A 17,303-nucleotide genomic window follows, 5' to 3' on the forward strand; every position below is an offset into this window, starting at 1 on the left:
GTCTACCGGGGATTCCCCGTATCCTTGGAAAACCATCTCAAACGGCTCGCCCATTCCGCCGCACTGGTGGACATGCCCGAGCCAGATGTCGACGCGTTCACCGATGCCTGCCAAGGGGTGATCGACGCCTACGACGGCGCCGAGGAAGCGCCCATGCTGCGCATTCTCGTCTCCCGCGGGCTTGACCCGACCACGGGCATCGGGGTTGAAGCGAAACGTTCAAACAACGGGCCATTGCCGCCGAGCGTATGGATCTTCCTTGACGGCGAAGGTGCGGGGCACAGCATCGAGCCGATCACCATGGCGACGCTCACCCGCGGATACCCGTCGGATATCACAGCGAAAGCGCCATGGCTGCTCAACGGCGCGAAAACCCTGAGTTATGCGGTCAACCAGGCAATGCACCGGGAATGTGACCGCCGCGGGGTCGGCGACGCGGTCACCACCACAACGGACGGGTATACGCTGGAATGCCCCAACAGCAGCATCGTCGCGCGGTACGGGGATACGTATGTCACGCCGGACCCGCGCATCGGCATCCTGAACGGCACGTCACAGCGTGAACTGTTCGCGTGGGCGCTTGAGGAAGGCAAGCGGACCGCGTACCGCAAGCTGCCGGTTGACGAGCTGCGGGATGCGGATGCGTTGTATATGACGCACGGCGGCTGGGTGGTTCCGGTCAAGGAGCTGGACGGCAAGGCATATGCGGTGGATATGGACGAGATCCGGGCGATGAACGAGGCCATCCACAGCGGGCGCACGCATGATGACGCGCTGACGATCGGACCGAGCGGGGAATACGACGCGTAAGGGGCGTCGTTCTGCCCGAGGCTACCCGACCGTGTTGTTGTACACCTGCGCTTGCAAGTCCTTGCGCGCGGTTTCAAGCGTGGTGATGCTACCGAGCAGCGCGATTTTCTCCTCGCCGTCCGGCAGCTGGGCCATACGGCGTCTGGCCGCGCCGATTCTGCGCATGTAACCGATATCAAGCAGACGGGCCAACAGTTCGGACGCGTACTGGCGCTCCCCCTGGGTCGGCTCCCGCAGCTGGACGTCGGCGACGCCGGGCGCTCCGGCGACACCGGCGCCTTGTCCGTCACCCGCACCAGGCGCCGACTGTTGGTTCGGCGGGGTCGGCAACGGCAACGGCATCACGGCAAGCTCGTCAATCACCGATTGGAGCATCGGGCCGCCTGCCTTGGTCAGATTGTGCATCCACAAGCCTTGCGGGGTGTCATCCGTCGGCAATCCGCCGGCAGCCGCAATCGCCTGGAACAGCGTGCGGAACACCGGGGTCATGAAATTCGCCAGAGTCAATTGGGCAAACCATTCACGGTCGATCGCACGCGGAATCTGGATGAGCGTCGCCATGAACTGCTGCTCGCAGATGAACACCGCGTCGTCGATGTGGAAATACGTCTGGTTGGCGGCATCACGATGCTCAAGCTCCCGCCTGCGCGCCGGATTCGCGTACGGGTCATCGCGGTCAACACGCTCCTCGATACGCACCTGCTGGCGTCGGCGGGGCGCGTAGGCGTCCTCGTCGCGCACGTTGTACTGCCGTCTGGCCTGTCTGACCTCGCGCTGCATGATATCCAGGTCGATGCCGATGCGCCGGGTCGCCTTGCGCGTATACAAGTCAAGCAGCGAACGGTCGCGGATCTGCGCAATCAGCGGCGCGGCGGCCTTGACCGCCCCCATCTGCCCGGTGGCGTACTGGGTGTCGAAGCGGTCGATTGCCGTGTCGATGACGAAATCGTAGAGCGGACGGGCGCTGTCGATCAGCGCGCGCACCGCCTCGTTGCCGCGCTGGATTCGCAGATCGCACGGGTCGAGATTGTCGTCGGCGACGGCGACGAACGTCTGCGACAGGAACGAGGAATCCAACCCGAACGCGTGCAGCGCAGCCTTCTGGCCTGCCGCGTCACCGTCAAAGGTGAACACGACGCGCGAGCTCAGCGATTGCCCTTCGACTTTCAGCGGCCCGACCAGCTGGACCGCACCGAGCGAATCGTCCGCAATCAGGCGACGGATGATTTTCGCATGGTCCGCGCCGAACGCGGTGCCGCATGTGGCGACCGCCGTGTCGATACCCGCCAGATGACAGGCCATGACATCCGTATACCCCTCGACAATCACCGCCTGGCGGTGCTTCACAATCGATGATTTCGCCAGATCAATGCCGTAAAGCACCTGCGTTTTGCGGTACAGCTGCGTGTCCGGCGTATTGATGTACTTCGCCGCGATGGTGTCGTCGTCATACAGTTTGCGCGCGCCGAAGCCGAGCGTGCGACCGGTCGAATCGCGAATCGGCCATGTGGCCCGACCTCGAAAATAGTCATAGATGCCATGCTGGCCGCGACGGGCGAGTCCGGCGTCCAGCATCTCCTGCTGGGTGAAGCCTTTGTCTGCCAAATGCCGCACGAGATTGTCCCAACCTTGCGGGGCGTAGCCGCAACCGAAGCGCTCGCAATCGGCCTGGCTGAAATTGCGTCCGCCGAGTAGTTTGCGTGCGGCGAGCGCCTCCTTGCTCATGATCTGCGAGGTGAAGAAGCGTTGGGCTTCCTCGTTCGCTTCAAGCAGACGCGCGCGTTTCGACCCGGCGTGCTCTCCCTGGCGTGAGCCTTGGTCGTAATGCAGTTCGATGTGGTATTTGTCGGCGAGCAGTTCGACCGCTTCACGGAAGTCGATGTTCTCCTGGTGCTCGACGAAGCCGAAAACGTCGCCGCCCAGACCGCAGCCAAAACAGTGCCAGACGCCTAGGGACGGGCGGACATTGAAACTCGGGGTTTTCTCGTCATGGAAGGGGCACAGGCCGACATAGGTGCCGGTGCCCGAAGGCTTGAGCGTGACGGACGCGGATACGATATCGTACAGGTCCGCGGCGGCGCGCACCTTCTCAACGTCTTCTTTCTTGATCATCCCGGGCATAGGTTCCATGCTAGCCCGAGGACTGTTCAGCGGCGTGCGCCGCCGGAGAACAGCGTGCCGTGCGATGATGCTGTCGCACCGCGGGCCGATACCGGCGACCCACGGTCCCAACCCACCCGATACCTTCGCACCGTGCGATTCAACAGCCACACTACAGGCAAATACCCCACCAAACCACCACCACTGCCCGAGCTACCAGCCAGCTGTGCGATTGATCAGTCACACCGCACGTCGATGCCACCGATTCACGCCAACTACCGACCGATACCAGCTCGCCGTGCGACCGCACAGTCACACAACAGGCCGATACCGACGACTTCCACCAATCACCAGCCGATACCCACCCACCGTGCGACCGCACAGTCGCACCGCGAGCCGATAATCACACGCCACAACACTCAGCACAGGATCGAATGCAAGGTCGCCGCCGACCCGTCCGTCAGGCTCGCCACCTGGTCAATCGCCACGCGCAGCCGTTCATCATCATTCGACGCCTGCCGCCAGTCATCAAGGAACACCGTCTCCAGCGCGTCGCTCGGCCTCGGCAAATCAGCCATCAACACGTCCACCAGATCGGTGACAATCCGCTGCTCCTGCTGATGGAACGGTTCGCGCTCGCGTGGCGCCATCACAAAATACACGGACATCCCCTTAAGCGCCAGAATCTCATAGCGTGTCCGGTCAGGCACCACCACATGCGCCGCGTACCGGGTCAGCGGCCCGGTACCATATCGCTGCCGTGTGGCCGATTCCACCGATCCGGCGAAACGGCCGATCAGCGCGCTGGTCATGTTCTTCAACTGCGCCAACGCCTGCCGGGAACCATCGAAACGACCCGGCAGAAGTTTTCCGTCACGCAGCCTGAGCACCGCCGCCAGCAGAAGGTCCGGGTCCCACTGCCGCCCATACCATGCGCGCGCCGATTCGACCACCCGGTCCACCGTGCGATTATCCGCGAGTGCCACCGGATTCAGTGTGCCGGTCGCGATCGCATCCTCGATATCATGCACGCTGTAGGCGATGTCGTCAGATAAATCCATCACCTGGCATTCCATCGGCGTACTGGCCTCGGGCGCCCCCTGCTTGAGCCAATGGAACACCGGCTCATCGTCTGGGTAGACGCCGAATTTCACGCTGCGCTCCCCTTTGGGATGTGCGGCCGCCTCGTGAAGCGTCCACGGGTATTTCACCGCGGCGTCCAATGCGGCGCGCGTCAGGTTGACCCCGGCGGACCGCCCATCGGGCAGAAATATCTTCGGTTCCAGTCGCGTCAGCAATCGCAAGGTCTGCGCGTTGCCTTCGAATCCGCCGATATCCTTGGCGATTGCCGCCAACGCGCGTTCACCGTTGTGTCCGAATGGTGGATGCCCTAGGTCGTGTGCGAGGCACGCGCAATCGACAACATCGGGGTCGCAGCCGAGCAGAGCGCCGATTTGCCGGCCGATTTGCGCGACTTCAAGCGTATGTGTCAATCGTGTGCGCGCGAAATCGTCGGTTCCTGCGACCAGAATCTGGCTTTTGCCGCCCAGCCTGCGCAAAGCGGACGAATGAATCAGTCTCGCCCGGTCACGCTGAAACGCTGTGCGCGACGGGGATTTCGGCGGTTCAGGCGCCCAACGCTCTTCGTCCGCCGCACAATACCCTTCAGTGGTGAGCACACGTTCGCCGTCGGCTGTGGTCGTCATATCCGTCCTTTCCCCGTCTCCCCGTCGCGCATTCCAGCGCTGACATTCCAGACGCATATCGCCGATTGCGGTTCGGCAATCCGCCACAGGCAGCGTTCCGGCCAGCAGTCAATCAGCTGCGGCAGCCGCCAACGGAACCGCCGACAACCCGCAGACGAAGCACTCAAGCGATCAAGCACTCAAGCAGTCAGGCGGGGCGGCCCGACAGGCGTCGCACGCCACGGCACCCGAAGCCGCCTCGCTTCCCACCCCGGTTACAGGATGCTCGCCGGATCGAGTTTCGCCAAATCCTCAGGGGGCAGCACCTCGGGCGCGTGCAGGTACAGGCGCGGGATGCGGTTGCGCAGGCAAGTGAAGATCTCGTAGCTGATGGTGTCCGCCGCGCGTGCCCAGTCGTCCGCAGTCGGCTCGGCGTAGTCCTCTCCCCTGCCCGGGCCGAACAGTTCGACGGTGTCGCCCTCATGGACGCCCATTTCCGCCGCACTGCCGTGCAGGTCGAGGATGAACTGGTCCATGCACACACGCCCGGAGACGCGCAACAGCTTCGGCCCCTGTTCGGTCATGACCCGCACCGGGCCGCCAAGCTTGGTGACATGTTTGGCGCCTTGCATATCGAATCCGGATGCGGAACGGTGAATGCCATCGGCGTATCCGACCGGCACAATCGCGGTGCTCGTGGCCTGCGGCGTCAGATAGGTGCGGCCGTAGGAGATGCCGTGACCGGATTCCACGTCCTTGACCGTGCCAAGCTGCGCCTGCAAGGTCATGGCCGGCTTCAACCGGTAGGTCTGCGGCGTGCCCATGGCCGGATCGGGCTCGTACCCGTACAGGCCGACGCCCGGCCGAGTAAGTTCGAAATGGATCTGCGGGCGGTCAAGCGTGGCCGCGGTATTGGCCAGATGCCTGATTTTCGGCGCGATTCCAGCCGCGCGCATCCGCTGAGTGAACTCGTTGAAGGTGGCGACCTGCCGGTCGGTTGCGTCGACGAATTCCGGGACATCCGGCGAATCGGCGACCGCCAGATGGCTCCACTGGCCGATAATGTCAAGCACGCCTTCCTTGGCGAGCGGCACCAGCTTGTCGAGCGCCGCGCCGAAACCCTGCGGAGTGAAGCCGTTGCGGCCAAATCCGGAATCGACCTTCACATGGACGCGCGCCGGACGACCCACCTTTCGGGCGGCTGCGGCGAGCGCGTCGATGCCAGCGAGAGAGCCGACGGAAACGTCGATATCGTTGGCAATCAGCTCATCGAACGGGACCTGCGTGCCGTTGTACACCCACGTGAGAATGTGGCAGCGGTCCGGGCCGATGCCGGCCTTGCGCAGCAGCAGCGCCTCATGTGATTGCGCGGTGCCGAGCCATGTGGCACCTCCCGCGAGCGCAGCGAGGGCGGACGGAATCAGCCCATGCCCGTACGCGTCCGCCTTGACGACGCCCATCACCGCGGTGCCGGACTGGGGGCCGCCGACCACGGACACCAAATGACGCATATTGTCGCGCATCGCCGCGAGGTCAACAATCGCCTGCGCCGGATATTGACGCAACGCGGCCTGATAATTCGCCTCGCCCTGCGCTGAGGAAAACTGCCATGCTGGTACTGCACTCAAAGTCATGCTCCCATTGTTGCGCAGGGAGGTAACATTCGCCGCACGCGTTTCCTCCCCGGCGGTTCCCTGTCCACATCGTGGAACCCTTCGCGTCATCGCCCCGGCGCGTCGGGCGCGACGGTTATAAAAGAGAAGGCAATGCGAATCATGGGGAATTCTGTTTCCCCGCCCCGATTCCGGATCATTCGTCGCGGCGCCTGTCCCGTCGCGTTATCGGAAGAGAATTCATGAACCTGCTACGTAAGAAATCCGTCGAAAGCATGGTCGCGCAGGCCACGCCGCTCAAACGGACGTTGAAAACCTTCGATTTGACGATGCTCGGCATCGGCGCGATTATCGGCACCGGTATCTTCGTGCTCACCGGCAAGGGAGCGTTGACCGCCGGCCCGGCATTGTGTGTGTCCTTCCTGTTGGCCGCGGTGTGCTGCGGGTTCGCCGGCCTGTGCTACGCAGAATTCGCATCGATGGTGCCAGTCAGCGGTTCCGCCTACTCGTACGCGTATGTGGCGTTCGGGGAAATCATCGCCTTCATGATCGGCTGGGATCTGATTCTCGAATACGCGCTCCAAGCGGCGACCGTCTCCGCTGGATGGAGCGGGTATTTCAACAAGCTTTTGGAAGGTTTCGGCATACACCTGCCAGTCGAACTGACCGCGGCATACGGTACCACGCCGGGGGTCACGACCTATTTCAACCTGCCCGGATTCATTGTCGTGCTGCTGATCACGTGGGTGCTGTCCATCGGCATCAACCAGACGAAGCGCACGAACGACATCATGGTGATGATCAAACTCGCAATCATCGTGCTGTTCATCGTATGCACGGTGTGGTATGTCAACCCGGCGAACTGGAAACCGTTCTCCCCGTACGGCTGGTACACCTTCCAACCGGGTTCGACCAAGCCGATGGGCATCATTCCGGCGGCTTCAATCGTGTTCTTCAGCTTCATCGGATTTGACGCGGTATCTTCGTCCGCGGAAGAAACGGTCGAACCGAACAAGACCCTGCCGCGCGGCATCCTGTATTCGCTTATCATCTCGACCGTGCTGTACGTCATCATGACGCTTATCATGACGGGCATTGTCAAATACCCTGAATTCGCGAAGTTTGTGGACGCCCCGGTTGCCGGCGTAATTCTCGCCACCGGGCTCAACTGGCTCGCCTTCGTTGTCAATCTGGGCGCGCTGATCGGCATGACCACGGTGATGCTCGTCCAGCTGTACGGCCAGTCGCGCATCTGCTATGCGATGAGCCGCGACGGCCTGTTCCCGAAGTTCTTCGGCGAGGTCAACAAGAAGTTCCACACGCCGTTCAAGGGCACATGGTTCTTCGGCATTCTCACGGCGATCGCCGGCGGGTTCATCAATATCAACATCCTGTTCGAACTGGTGAATATCGGTACGCTGTCCGCGTTCATCATCGTGTCGGCGGGCGTGCTGTGGATGCGCAAGACCCAGCCGGACGCTCATCGCGGCTTCCGCGCCCCGGGTGTTCCGGTCACACCGATTCTGGCGATCGTGTTCTGCTGCGTCCTGATCGCCGGCCTCAACTGGGAGACTTGGGTGCGGTTCGTGATCTGGTTCGCACTCGGTTTGATTGTGTATTTCGCGTACGGTCGCAAGCATTCGAAGCTCGGTGCGGCGGAAGGCGGCGCTTCGGCGGTGCAGTCCGGTCTTGCCGGCGGCGATCAGGCTGACGACAACGCCGATGCCTCCGACAGCCTGGTGTCCTTCGAATCCTGAGACCCTGCCGGTATTGCAAATTGCGCTGAATTCAGCGCCACACCAGATACCGTAATGCCGCCGGTTGCTTCAACGCGATCGGCGGCATTCTTGATGTGCAACGGATGCCGGTGTAGCAAAACGCAGGTGTGCGGCGGAAATCAACAAGGCCGCTGACCTGCGCCGACCTGCGCAGACCTGCTGGTCACCATTCGTGGCGCTGGTAGGCGATGCGCGTGGTGTCGGTCGGCCGGTCGATAAGCTGGATCAGCCCGCACCGCGTGAACCCGCAGGTTTCAAGCACATGCTGCATGGCTTTGTTGTTCGGATGAGTGTCCGCCCGAACGTTGCCGTACTGTTTGAGCGCCCATTCCAGGCATTCCCGCGCCGCATGGCGAATCAGACCAGATGAGGCGATGCGATGGATGGTCACGTAGGCGTCATCGTCAAGCCACTGCCCGTCGATGGTCTGATAGGTCGGGTCTTCGCCCGTGCAAGCCGCGAATTGCGCGAGAATCCGCTCATTGGCGCCGCTGCCGTCAACCAGCAGGATGCTGCGATGACGCATGATATCATCCTGCACGACTTCCGGCTTTGGGAAGGTATGCCCCCATTGGGTGGGGTTCCCGTTGCGGGCCATCAGTTCGCGGGCACGCTCGTAGTTTTGCTCCATCACAGGAAAATCGCGCATGGTGGCGTGCCGAAATCGCCGTGCAACCATAAGTCTGTCTCCTAGCCGTAGATAAAACCTGCTCAACCCTACCACGGCATATAACACAGCATCTGTGACGCGGCGCGCGCAACACGCGGCAAACGAATCCAACACCCTTGTTGATAGCGCAACGGCGGGATGCGCCACCGTCTGATGACACATCCCGCCGTTATCTCACGCGAACGCCGATAAACATACCGGCACGCAACGCCTCCGCTCAGACCACCTTGCGTTCGAACGGATCGGAGCTGATGCCCTTCGCCAGGATGTCCTTGCACCATTCCTTGGCGGTGAACAGGCTGTGGTCACGGTAGTTGCCGCAGCTTTCGATCGTGGTCGCCGGCACATCGTCCCAAGTTGCCTTGTAGGCGATGAATTCCAAGGATTCCTTGAGCGCACGCGCAACATCCTCCGTGCTGTGCGTGCCCCAGGTCAGCAGATGGAATCCGGTACGGCAGCCGAACGGCGAGCAGTCGATATACCCCGGGATGCGTTCGCGCAACAGCACCGCGATGGTGTGCTCGATGGTGTGCAGGCCGGCGGTAGGAATGGCGTTCTCATTGGGCTGAACCAGCCGCAGGTCGTAATTCGAGATCACATCGCCGTTTGGGCCGGTTTCGGTGTCGATATAGCGCACATACGGCGCCTTCACCTTCGTGTGATCAAGCTGGAAGCTTTCAACAACCGGCTTGCCGTCCTGCGTGGGCTTGGATTCATCGCTCATAGTACCTCCTCGATGCCGGGGCGGCCCGCGTTGCGGACACGAACCACCCGCTTTCGATGCCTAGTCTAGCCCGCCCGGATGCATGCCGCCGCAGGCGAGAGCGAATAGGACATAGGAAAAAGCTATGCCCGGCTAGCGCGGCGCAGGCGGCATGCGCTTCGGCGACGGATTTTTCTGGCAGCAGCCGGCTCGACGAACGACGCTGCCCAAACCGGTCAGAAGATGTCCACGCGCAGCGACGGGGCCTTCCAACGACGGCCTTTCAGCTCGGTGTCCAGCGTTTCGAGCGTCCCGTCGGCGACAGCCTTGTCATACCGCTGAATCATCGAGGTCGCGTTCTCCTCTTCCTCGACCTGCTCTTTGACGAACCAATCGAGGAACTTCGCGCTGTCTGCGTCTCCGGCTGTCTCGGCGGCATCGTGCAGCGTATGGATCAGCCCGGTGACATACTGTTCATGAGCGAGCGCGAAATGCAGCGGATCGGCGTCGCCTGTAATGGTTTTGTCGGGTTTGGCAATCGGCAGCAGTTCAATGGTTTCGCCGCGCTTGAGCATCCATGCGCGCATGAGCATCGCATGGTCACGTTCCTCCTGCACCTGCACGTCGTACCAGTTGCCGAAGCCATGCAGGCCACGGGTGTGATAATAATCCGCGAAATCCATATATAGATAGGCGGAATAGAGCTCCTTGTTGAACTGGTCGTTCAGTAGTTCCCTGAGATGACGGTCCATCATGTCAGCCTCCTTGCTTTTCCGGCGTGCGTTGTGCTCCGGTCGTGCGGGCGGGCGGAATGGCGCAATGGCCATATTCCCGCGGCACCCGCCGATACCGGTGTCGTCTTCGCCGTCGCTATCGTCTTCGATGACGACACGGTTCATGCTATCGCCGCCAGGCAGCAAGGTGTGGGAGGCTCGCCGGCGTGTCACGACCGATCTTGCGCGATGGCCTCCATGAACTTCGCACCATACTGGCGCAACTTGTTCTCCCCCACCCCGCTGACTTCAAGGAATTCCTGATCATTGGAGGGTTTGAGCCGGACCATGTCACGCAGCGAACGGTCGGAGAACACGATATACGGCGGCTTGCCGATTTCCTGTGCGATGCTGCGGCGCAAGGCGCGCAACCGTTGGAACAGCTGCTCGTCCGCCTCAGTGAATTCCGCGGCATCCTGCGCTTGCATGGCCGTAGCGCCCTGGCCGAACACGCCTCCGGTCGCGCCCGCGGCACGCGATCGGCCACTCGCCTGCCGTTGGATACGCTTGATTTCGTAATGAAAATCAGGGGCGACCGTCTGCGCGGCGAGCGGCCCGAATTGGACGATGGGCAGCCGGCCTTCGGTGATCGTGAGGAAACCGTCGACACTCATCTGGTTGAGCACGTCGCGGATCCGCGCTTCGGGGACACTGCCCAGCACGCCGTAGCTCGGCACCTTATCGAGGCCGCGATTGAGCAGATCCTGAGCTTTGGAACCGCGCAGGACCGCCACGATCTTGCCCATACCGTAGCCCTGCCCCAAATCGTGTACGCACCGGCTGATCGCCCGCGCGGTGTCCGTAACATCGAGCGTCTCGAAATTGCCTTCGCAGTTCGAGCAGTTCCCGCATTTTGCCGTCGGAGCCTCCGACTGCGCTGGACCGTTGGGCGCAGTCAAGTTTGCCCGTCCCTGCTCAGTTTCGGGGTCGGCGAAATACCTGACCATATAATCATGCAGGCAGTGCGTGGTGCGGCAGTAGCCAATCATCCCGTCTAGCAGGCGGCGTTTCGAGGCGCGGACGATCTGCTGCTCCTCAGGGTCGAAGCGTTCGTTGTCACCGTTCAAGTCAAGCAGACGCCGGCGGGTGACGATATCGCTGTCGTTCCACAGGAGCGTACACCGGCTGGGTTCGCCGTCACGCCCGGCGCGACCGGCCTCCTGATAGTATGCTTCGATGCTTTCGGGCATATTGTGGTGAATCACATAGCGCACATCGGATTTATCGATTCCCATGCCGAACGCATTCGTGGCAACGACGACCGGTACACGGTCGGTGACGAAATCCCGCTGGGTGCGCGACCGGTCTTCCGCCGACATGCCACCATGGTAGGCGGCGGCAATCGTGCCGTCCGGCAAGCCTGCCGGGGAATCCACGCCGCCATTTGTTCCGGATACCGCCATGAGGCTTGGAACCGCTTGGTTGAGCGTAGCCGCCACCGCCTCGGTCTCCTTGCGGGTAGCGCAATACACGATGCCGGATTCGCCGGGGTGTGTGGCCACGTAGTGCGCAATCCATGCGGTCTTGCGTTTGGTTTCCAAGCGGATGACGTCGAAATACAGGTTCGGGCGGTCGAATCCGGTGACGGTGACCAACGGATTGCGCAAGTGAATCAGCGATACGATGTCGCGACGCACTTTGCCTGTTGCGGTCGCGGTGAATGCGGCGACAATCGGCCTAACCGGAAGCGCGTCAATGAACTCGCCGATACCCAGATACGAGGAGCGGAAATCCTGCCCCCACTGCGAAACGCAATGCGCCTCGTCCACCGTGACCAGCGAGATGGGAGTATGCACGGCGAAATCCCGGAATCGCCCGGTTTCCAAACGTTCCGGGGCAACATACAACATGCGAATCTTGCCTTGGGCAGCTTGGGTGAGCACGGCGTCCTGCTCGTCGGAGCTTTGCGTGGTGTTCACGTACGCCGCGGGAATACCAGCGTCTTGGAGCGCATCCACCTGGTCGCGCATCAGGGAAATCAGCGGGGAGATGACGATGGTCAAGCCCGGCAACAGGGTGGCTGGGATCTGGTAGCAGATGGATTTACCCGCGCCAGTGGGCATGACGCCGAGTACGTCCCGCCCTTGAAGAATCGCGGTGACAAGTCCGGACTGGCCGGGACGGAACGAATCGTAGCCGAAATACTGTTTCAGCGCGGCGAGCGCCGATGGTAGTGACGACGGCGATGCCGATTGCGCTGATGGTGATGGTGTCGCTGATGGTGATGCTGGCACTGCTGGGTGTGCTGGTACCGGCGTTCCGCCCCCGGCGTTGCCGCGAGATCTGTCCATCACTCCCGACATGCCTGTCGAATCTGCCATATCCGTAGAACTTGTCATGCCCGTCGCGCGCGTGATGTCCATCGCCGAATTCCCTGCCGTCATATCCCCCGAGTCTATCCTGCGCGACGGAACTGGAGGTTCTCCGAGCGTCGTGCGACCGACGGCTCGCACGGCGGGCAGATACCGCCGAATCTCAGCAGACAACTCATGATACCGGCACGCCGTGCGACCGCAAAGTCACACCGCAGACAGATACCACCGGCCCCGGCCCCCGACGAACGGCAACCCGCCCGCCGTGCAACCACACAATCGCACCGCGGGCGGATACCTCAAAATGTCAACGGCATCACGGCAGCATCGGCACGCCATGCAACCGGAGAAGCACACACCAGACAGATACCACCGGCCACCGGCAGCCGGGCGACGGTATCCGCGCACAATGCGACCGCAAAGTCACACCGCAGGCAAATATCACCGGTCACCGGCACCCGACGAACGGCAACCCGCCCGCTGTGCAACCACACAATCACACCGCAGCCAGATACCTCACAAATCCAGCACCAAGCCGGCGATATCTGCCCGCCATGCAACCGAGAAGTCGCACCGCGGGCGGATAGGCAGGCTCTAGTCACCGACCGCCGATCAACGACCGCCGATGAACAACCACCGGCAAGCACCGGCGACCACCGCCCGGCAATCCCCACTCAGCCTTTCGCGAAGTAGAAGCCTTCGAAATCGTACTTGAACACGCGGTAGATATACGTTTTCGACGTCTTCATCTTGTACTGGGCGATCAGCGTGCCGTCCGGGCCGTACACACCCCAGATGCCCTGCTTGCCCGAATCGGTAATCACCGTGCCGTCCTCATATTCCTGGGCACTGGAGACGACCGAAGAATACGGTACGGTGATTGAGCGCACGAGCTTGTAGGTGTTCGCCTTCGTATCGACCAGATACTTGTAGTAGTAGGACTTCGTGCCGCTGGTCGCTTTCGTCTCGATGTCTTCGACGTTCGCCGCCCAGTCATATTCCGGTCGCGTGGGCGAGAATCCATAGTTGTTGTCGAACATGTACAGGAAGTACTGGCCGTCTTTCAAGCTGTCGTCCTCCTCGTAGGTGACGGTGTGCTGCCCGCCGGTGGAGGGCCAGTCGCCGTCCGAGGTGTCCTTGGTCATGAGGTACTTCTCGTAACCGGTGCCTTTCCAGAAGGTCGATTCGCCAATCATCGACTCAATCGACGGCGTGCCTTCAAGGTCGTTGATGCGGATGATCGTGGACATTTCACGCGAGCTGACGATCGCGTCGCCGTCCGGCAGCATCTGGATCGTGTTCAAGTGGATCCAGTCTTTCTTGGTCGCGCAGTTGTCGGCGTTGCAGGTGGTGGAGCCGGATCCGGACGCCAAGGAGGCGAAGGTGGCCGCATCCCGGTAGTCGCCGAACAACTCGCCCATATCAAGCAACTTGCTGACTTTGCCGGTGGTCGCGTCGATCTTGATGATGTAATCCTGCATGGTTTTCAGACCGGTTTTGGTGGCGAGGATAACGAAATTGCCGTCGGCGTCCATCACATAATCGTGGTGGAGAATGTAGCCGGAACCGGTGCTGTACCACTTGACGATCCGCCCGAGACGGTTCATGCCGACGATGTCATGCGTGGACACGCTGAAATACATAATTCCGTTCTTGAACAGCAACCGGTGCGAGCGGTAGTACAGGATGGGGATTTCACCGCGCAGCACGCCGTTGTCATCGTAGTAGAACATGTAGTCCTGGCCTTCGGAGTCATTGCCGAGAATCGCATACAAGCCGTTGCCGAGTTTGGTCGACGTGTTCTCCTTGGTCAGCGTGACGCGGGTTTCCTCCCAGCCGAGCAGCGAGCCCATGCGGTGGGTGATGGTTTTCGTCACCGACTTGCCGGACGCGGTTTTCAAGGTGAAGATGATGGTGTTCTTCGCGTTCGGGATCAGGCCGAGCACCGTGAACTCATGGGTTTTCTGGTAGGTCTTCGCCTGGTAGGCGGTCGCGGTGAAGTCGGGATAGCCTTCCGCGGTGACGGTGTAGGTGACGCTCACCGCATCCTGCGTGGTGAAGTACACGTACAGCGAGGTAGTGTTGGTGCCGTACGGGTTCTCCACGGTGAGCATATGGTCTTCGGTGTAGGTGCCGGCTTTCTTCTTCGCCGCCAGGTCCGCGGCGGCTTTCGCCTGATATTCCTTGGTGTATACCTGCGTGATGTGCTTGGTGATGGCGCTTTGGGCTGCACTGCGCTGGTAATTGACGGAAACCAAGGCAAGCGCCGAAGCCACGGCGATAACGACCACGACGGCGATGCCGGTGATCACGCGACGACGCATACGGCGTGTGCGCGGCGCAGCGGGTTCCGGCGGATTCGCGGGGCTATTTGCATTGTCAGGACCGGCCTGGCTGTCAGGGTTAACCGAGCCGTCAGGATTGACCGGATTGCCTGGTATATCAGGTGTCGCAACAGGAACGGATTGCGGCTGGATCGTGCTGCTTGGTCGGTCATCGGGCGTCATGCCGGCGCTGCCTGTGGGCATGGGAATCCTCCATACTTCTGGGATTGGGTGGGCCGCGTGGGACTTCGGGCATACGTACAGGCCACGCGGCTGAAACAGCATCATGATGCTGCCCCGATGTTGGAATCAGGTTCGTGTCGTCTGAGTTTTCGAGCCCGTCAAGCTGGGTGTTTGGTGAATATGAGGAGACGCCCCGAATACATGGGTCACTGTGACGCGTCGCACTGCACCGTGAATACCGTTGTAAGCATGTTGGTTATTGTTAACCTGTGCTTACATGTCCCGGTTGCCCGGGACAGCTCCAAGTCTCACGGCATTCGCATGCCCGCTTGGTTCGCGTTTCACAGAGGTCTGCGTCGCCTCGGCCAAGCCGGGTCGTCTTACGTCCCCTCCACGCGCGTTTAGGGTCTCCGGGGCACTCCCGGCGACCATGATGTTGATGGCCGCGTTCAGGTCGCGGTCCATGGTCAGGCCACACTCGTCGCAACGGTAGACACGTTCGCTCAGGGGCAGTTTGGCTTTCACTGTCCCGCAGCGGTGGCATGTCTTGCTGCTTGGAAACCACCGGTCGATGACATGCAGTCTCGTGCCGGCGCGTGCGGTCTTGTATTCGAGTTGACGGCGGAATTCGCCGAAATCCGCGTCGAGGACATGCTTGGCGAGACCGTGGTTGCGGGTCATGCCCTGCACATTGAGGTCCTCGATGCTGATGTCGGGGTAGGTCGCCGCGAGCCATGTGGTGAGTTTGCCGATACGGTCGGCGCGTTGCGCGGCGATACGGGCGTAAATGCGTTGCACACGGTCCAGCGCCTTGCGCCGCCGGTTCGACCCGCGCCCGTGGTTCGCGTCCTTGTCGCGGCGGCTCAGCGTCCGCTGGGCGCGGCGGAGCCTGCGCTGTGCTCGGTCATACCCGTGCGGGTTGGGGAATATGGTGCCGTCGGACAGGGTCGCGAGGGCCTTGACACCCAGATCCGCGCCCACCGGATAGTCACGGCGGCGTGTTTTCGCCATGGGCGGGTGTCGGGCTGTTGTTCCACGGTGAGCGCCGCATACCATGCGCCCGCCCGGCGGCTGACGGTCATGCGCACGATACGCCTGCCGTGTACGAGCCTTGCGGTGTTCTCCATGCAGTGGACGCGTCCGATGCGCGGCAGGCGCAGGGCTTTCGGGTCGCCGTCGATGAGCCCGAAGCTCCCGGTCGTGTACGCGAACCGGGGGATGCCCGTCCTCTTCGACTTGTATTTCGGCCAGCCCACCCGGCGCCCACGACGCCGGCCCTTGCGGCTGTCCGCCCAGTTTTTCAACGCTTGGGACAGCCATTCGAAGGCGCTGTTGTACGCCTCCTTGCTGTTCTCCCGCCACCATGGGGCGATCTCGTCCTTCCACTCGTTCCACCAGCGGCGCATCGCGTACATCGTCCAGTCCGGGTGCTCGCCGAGGGACAGTTGCAGGCGGACATGGGAGAGCATGAGATTGTACGCGAACCGGGCGGCCCCGGCATGGCTTGCGAGCAGCCGCGCCTGCCGGGGCGTGGGGTCGAGCCTGACCTTGACGGCCTCATACGCGGTCATCGCGTATCGCCTCCAACGCTTTTTCCGCGCGATGTTTGGCGGAGCGGCGCCCGTACAGGCGGGCGCAGAACGAGGTCAGCACCTCGGTCATGTCGCGTACCAGACCGTCGTCGAGTTCGGTGTCGTCCACGATGACGAGCCTGCGCCCGGACGCCTCCAACGCGCTTTCGACGAGTCCCGCGTCCATGCGGGCGAGCCGGTCCCGGTGTTCCACGATGAGCGTGGTGACGGTCGGGTCTTTGAGCAGGCGGCTGAGTTTGCGGCGCCTGCCATTCATTCCGGACCCGATTTCGGTGACCACTTGCGCGTCGTTGACGCCGAGGTTGACGGCGAACGCCTTGAGCCGGTCGGCTTGCCGTTGCAGGTCGTCTTTCTGGTCGCCGGAGCTGACCCGCGCATAGCATACGGTGCGCCCCACGGCCGTAGGCGTGGGTATGGTCTCGTATTTTGGGTCGTGGATGAGCCACATGCCGGTGGGCGTATGCTCCACCGGGACGGGCATCCTGCCCTCCCGGCACCATTTCCACACGGTATACGGGTTGAGGTGTTCCCGTTCCGCCCATTCGCGAACCTGCATGCCATCAATGATAGCATACGATACGCAATGATAAACAACTCATATACCTACAGATGAATGCCCCCGCCGATACCCCCGTCGGCGTCTGTGTGTCGAAAGCCCCTCAGCCGCAGCTCACTGTGCCGAAATCCCGCGAATCTTCGCACGCAATCCCCATTACATTGGTTAGTGGGTCCCGCGCCGCGGGGCCCGGTCGCCGAGTGT

At 61.9% G+C, this 17,303-nt stretch carries 11 protein-coding genes and 1 pseudogene; 2 read left to right on the forward strand and 10 right to left on the reverse strand.

Annotation, left to right across the window (positions count from 1 at the left end; genetic code table 11):
* Window positions 1–810 (forward strand): aminodeoxychorismate lyase (locus ACI38B_RS07040; protein WP_439730122.1); only part of this gene is annotated, 810 nt, incomplete at its 5' end.
* A 21-nt stretch (window positions 811–831) separates the two neighbouring features.
* On the opposite strand, the gene dnaG is transcribed toward ACI38B_RS07040, so the two are convergent.
* The 3 genes from dnaG to alr form a co-directional block, all read right to left on the reverse strand.
* Entirely contained in the window at window positions 832–2,931 is a 2,100-nt protein-coding gene (gene dnaG / locus ACI38B_RS07045; RefSeq protein ID WP_439730123.1) for a DNA primase, read from the reverse strand.
* Between the two features lie 398 nt (window positions 2,932–3,329).
* Window positions 3,330–4,616, reverse strand: coding sequence for a deoxyguanosinetriphosphate triphosphohydrolase (locus tag ACI38B_RS07050; protein WP_439730124.1), 1,287 nt, complete (start codon window positions 4,614–4,616; stop codon window positions 3,330–3,332).
* 254 nt (window positions 4,617–4,870) lie between these two features.
* Complete coding sequence (gene alr, locus ACI38B_RS07055) at window positions 4,871–6,229, reverse strand: alanine racemase (RefSeq protein WP_439730125.1); 1,359 nt, start codon at window positions 6,227–6,229, stop codon at window positions 4,871–4,873.
* A gap of 221 nt (window positions 6,230–6,450) precedes the next feature.
* On the opposite strand from alr, the gene ACI38B_RS07060 reads away from it, so the two are divergent.
* Complete coding sequence (locus ACI38B_RS07060) at window positions 6,451–7,965, forward strand: APC family permease (protein ID WP_439730126.1); 1,515 nt, start codon at window positions 6,451–6,453, stop codon at window positions 7,963–7,965.
* Between the two features lie 184 nt (window positions 7,966–8,149).
* On the opposite strand, the gene ACI38B_RS07065 is transcribed toward ACI38B_RS07060, so the two are convergent.
* The 7 genes and pseudogenes from ACI38B_RS07065 to ACI38B_RS07095 form a co-directional block, all read right to left on the reverse strand.
* Window positions 8,150–8,635, reverse strand: coding sequence for a GNAT family N-acetyltransferase (locus ACI38B_RS07065; protein ID WP_015450756.1), 486 nt, complete (start codon window positions 8,633–8,635; stop codon window positions 8,150–8,152).
* 238 nt (window positions 8,636–8,873) lie between these two features.
* Window positions 8,874–9,380 carry an S-ribosylhomocysteine lyase gene (locus ACI38B_RS07070; protein WP_015450757.1) on the reverse strand — a complete coding sequence of 169 codons (507 nt, stop codon included), beginning with the start codon at window positions 9,378–9,380 and terminating at the stop codon, window positions 8,874–8,876.
* Between the two features lie 215 nt (window positions 9,381–9,595).
* Window positions 9,596–10,258 (reverse strand): ferritin, encoded by a 663-nt coding sequence (locus ACI38B_RS07075; RefSeq protein ID WP_439730127.1) that lies wholly within the window; start codon window positions 10,256–10,258, stop codon window positions 9,596–9,598.
* A 44-nt stretch (window positions 10,259–10,302) separates the two neighbouring features.
* Window positions 10,303–12,516: a RecQ family ATP-dependent DNA helicase gene (locus tag ACI38B_RS07080; protein ID WP_439730128.1), complete on the reverse strand. Its 2,214-nt coding sequence runs from the start codon at window positions 12,514–12,516 to the stop codon at window positions 10,303–10,305.
* Window positions 12,517–13,118: 602 nt separating this feature from the next.
* A complete protein-coding gene (locus tag ACI38B_RS07085; RefSeq protein WP_439730129.1) occupies window positions 13,119–14,972 on the reverse strand; it encodes an aryl-sulfate sulfotransferase in 1,854 nt (617 codons plus the stop codon).
* A gap of 252 nt (window positions 14,973–15,224) precedes the next feature.
* Window positions 15,225–16,522, reverse strand: a pseudogene (gene tnpB, locus ACI38B_RS07090) (IS607 family element RNA-guided endonuclease TnpB).
* Complete coding sequence (locus tag ACI38B_RS07095) at window positions 16,509–17,099, reverse strand: IS607 family transposase (RefSeq protein ID WP_439730130.1); 591 nt, start codon at window positions 17,097–17,099, stop codon at window positions 16,509–16,511. Before ACI38B_RS07095 ends, tnpB begins: the two are co-directional and overlap by 14 nt.
* Between the last annotated feature and the right edge of the window lie 204 nt (window positions 17,100–17,303).

This window comes from Bifidobacterium sp. (assembly GCF_051876855.1).
Lineage (GTDB): Bacteria > Actinomycetota > Actinomycetes > Actinomycetales > Bifidobacteriaceae > Bifidobacterium.

Coding starts and splice junctions, on each gene's coding strand:
- ACI38B_RS07085 (WP_439730129.1), bottom strand. CDS start 14,972: ATGCCCACAGGCAGCGCCGGCATGACGCCCGATGACCGACCAAGCAGC.
- ACI38B_RS07070 (WP_015450757.1), bottom strand. CDS start 9,380: ATGAGCGATGAATCCAAGCCCACGCAGGACGGCAAGCCGGTTGTTGAA.
- alr (WP_439730125.1), bottom strand. CDS start 6,229: ATGACTTTGAGTGCAGTACCAGCATGGCAGTTTTCCTCAGCGCAGGGC.
- ACI38B_RS07060 (WP_439730126.1), top strand. CDS start 6,451: ATGAACCTGCTACGTAAGAAATCCGTCGAAAGCATGGTCGCGCAGGCC.
- ACI38B_RS07050 (WP_439730124.1), bottom strand. CDS start 4,616: ATGACGACCACAGCCGACGGCGAACGTGTGCTCACCACTGAAGGGTAT.
- ACI38B_RS07065 (WP_015450756.1), bottom strand. CDS start 8,635: ATGCGCGATTTTCCTGTGATGGAGCAAAACTACGAGCGTGCCCGCGAA.
- ACI38B_RS07080 (WP_439730128.1), bottom strand. CDS start 12,516: ATGACGGCAGGGAATTCGGCGATGGACATCACGCGCGCGACGGGCATG.
- ACI38B_RS07075 (WP_439730127.1), bottom strand. CDS start 10,258: ATGAACCGTGTCGTCATCGAAGACGATAGCGACGGCGAAGACGACACC.
- dnaG (WP_439730123.1), bottom strand. CDS start 2,931: ATGCCCGGGATGATCAAGAAAGAAGACGTTGAGAAGGTGCGCGCCGCC.
- ACI38B_RS07095 (WP_439730130.1), bottom strand. CDS start 17,099: ATGCAGGTTCGCGAATGGGCGGAACGGGAACACCTCAACCCGTATACC.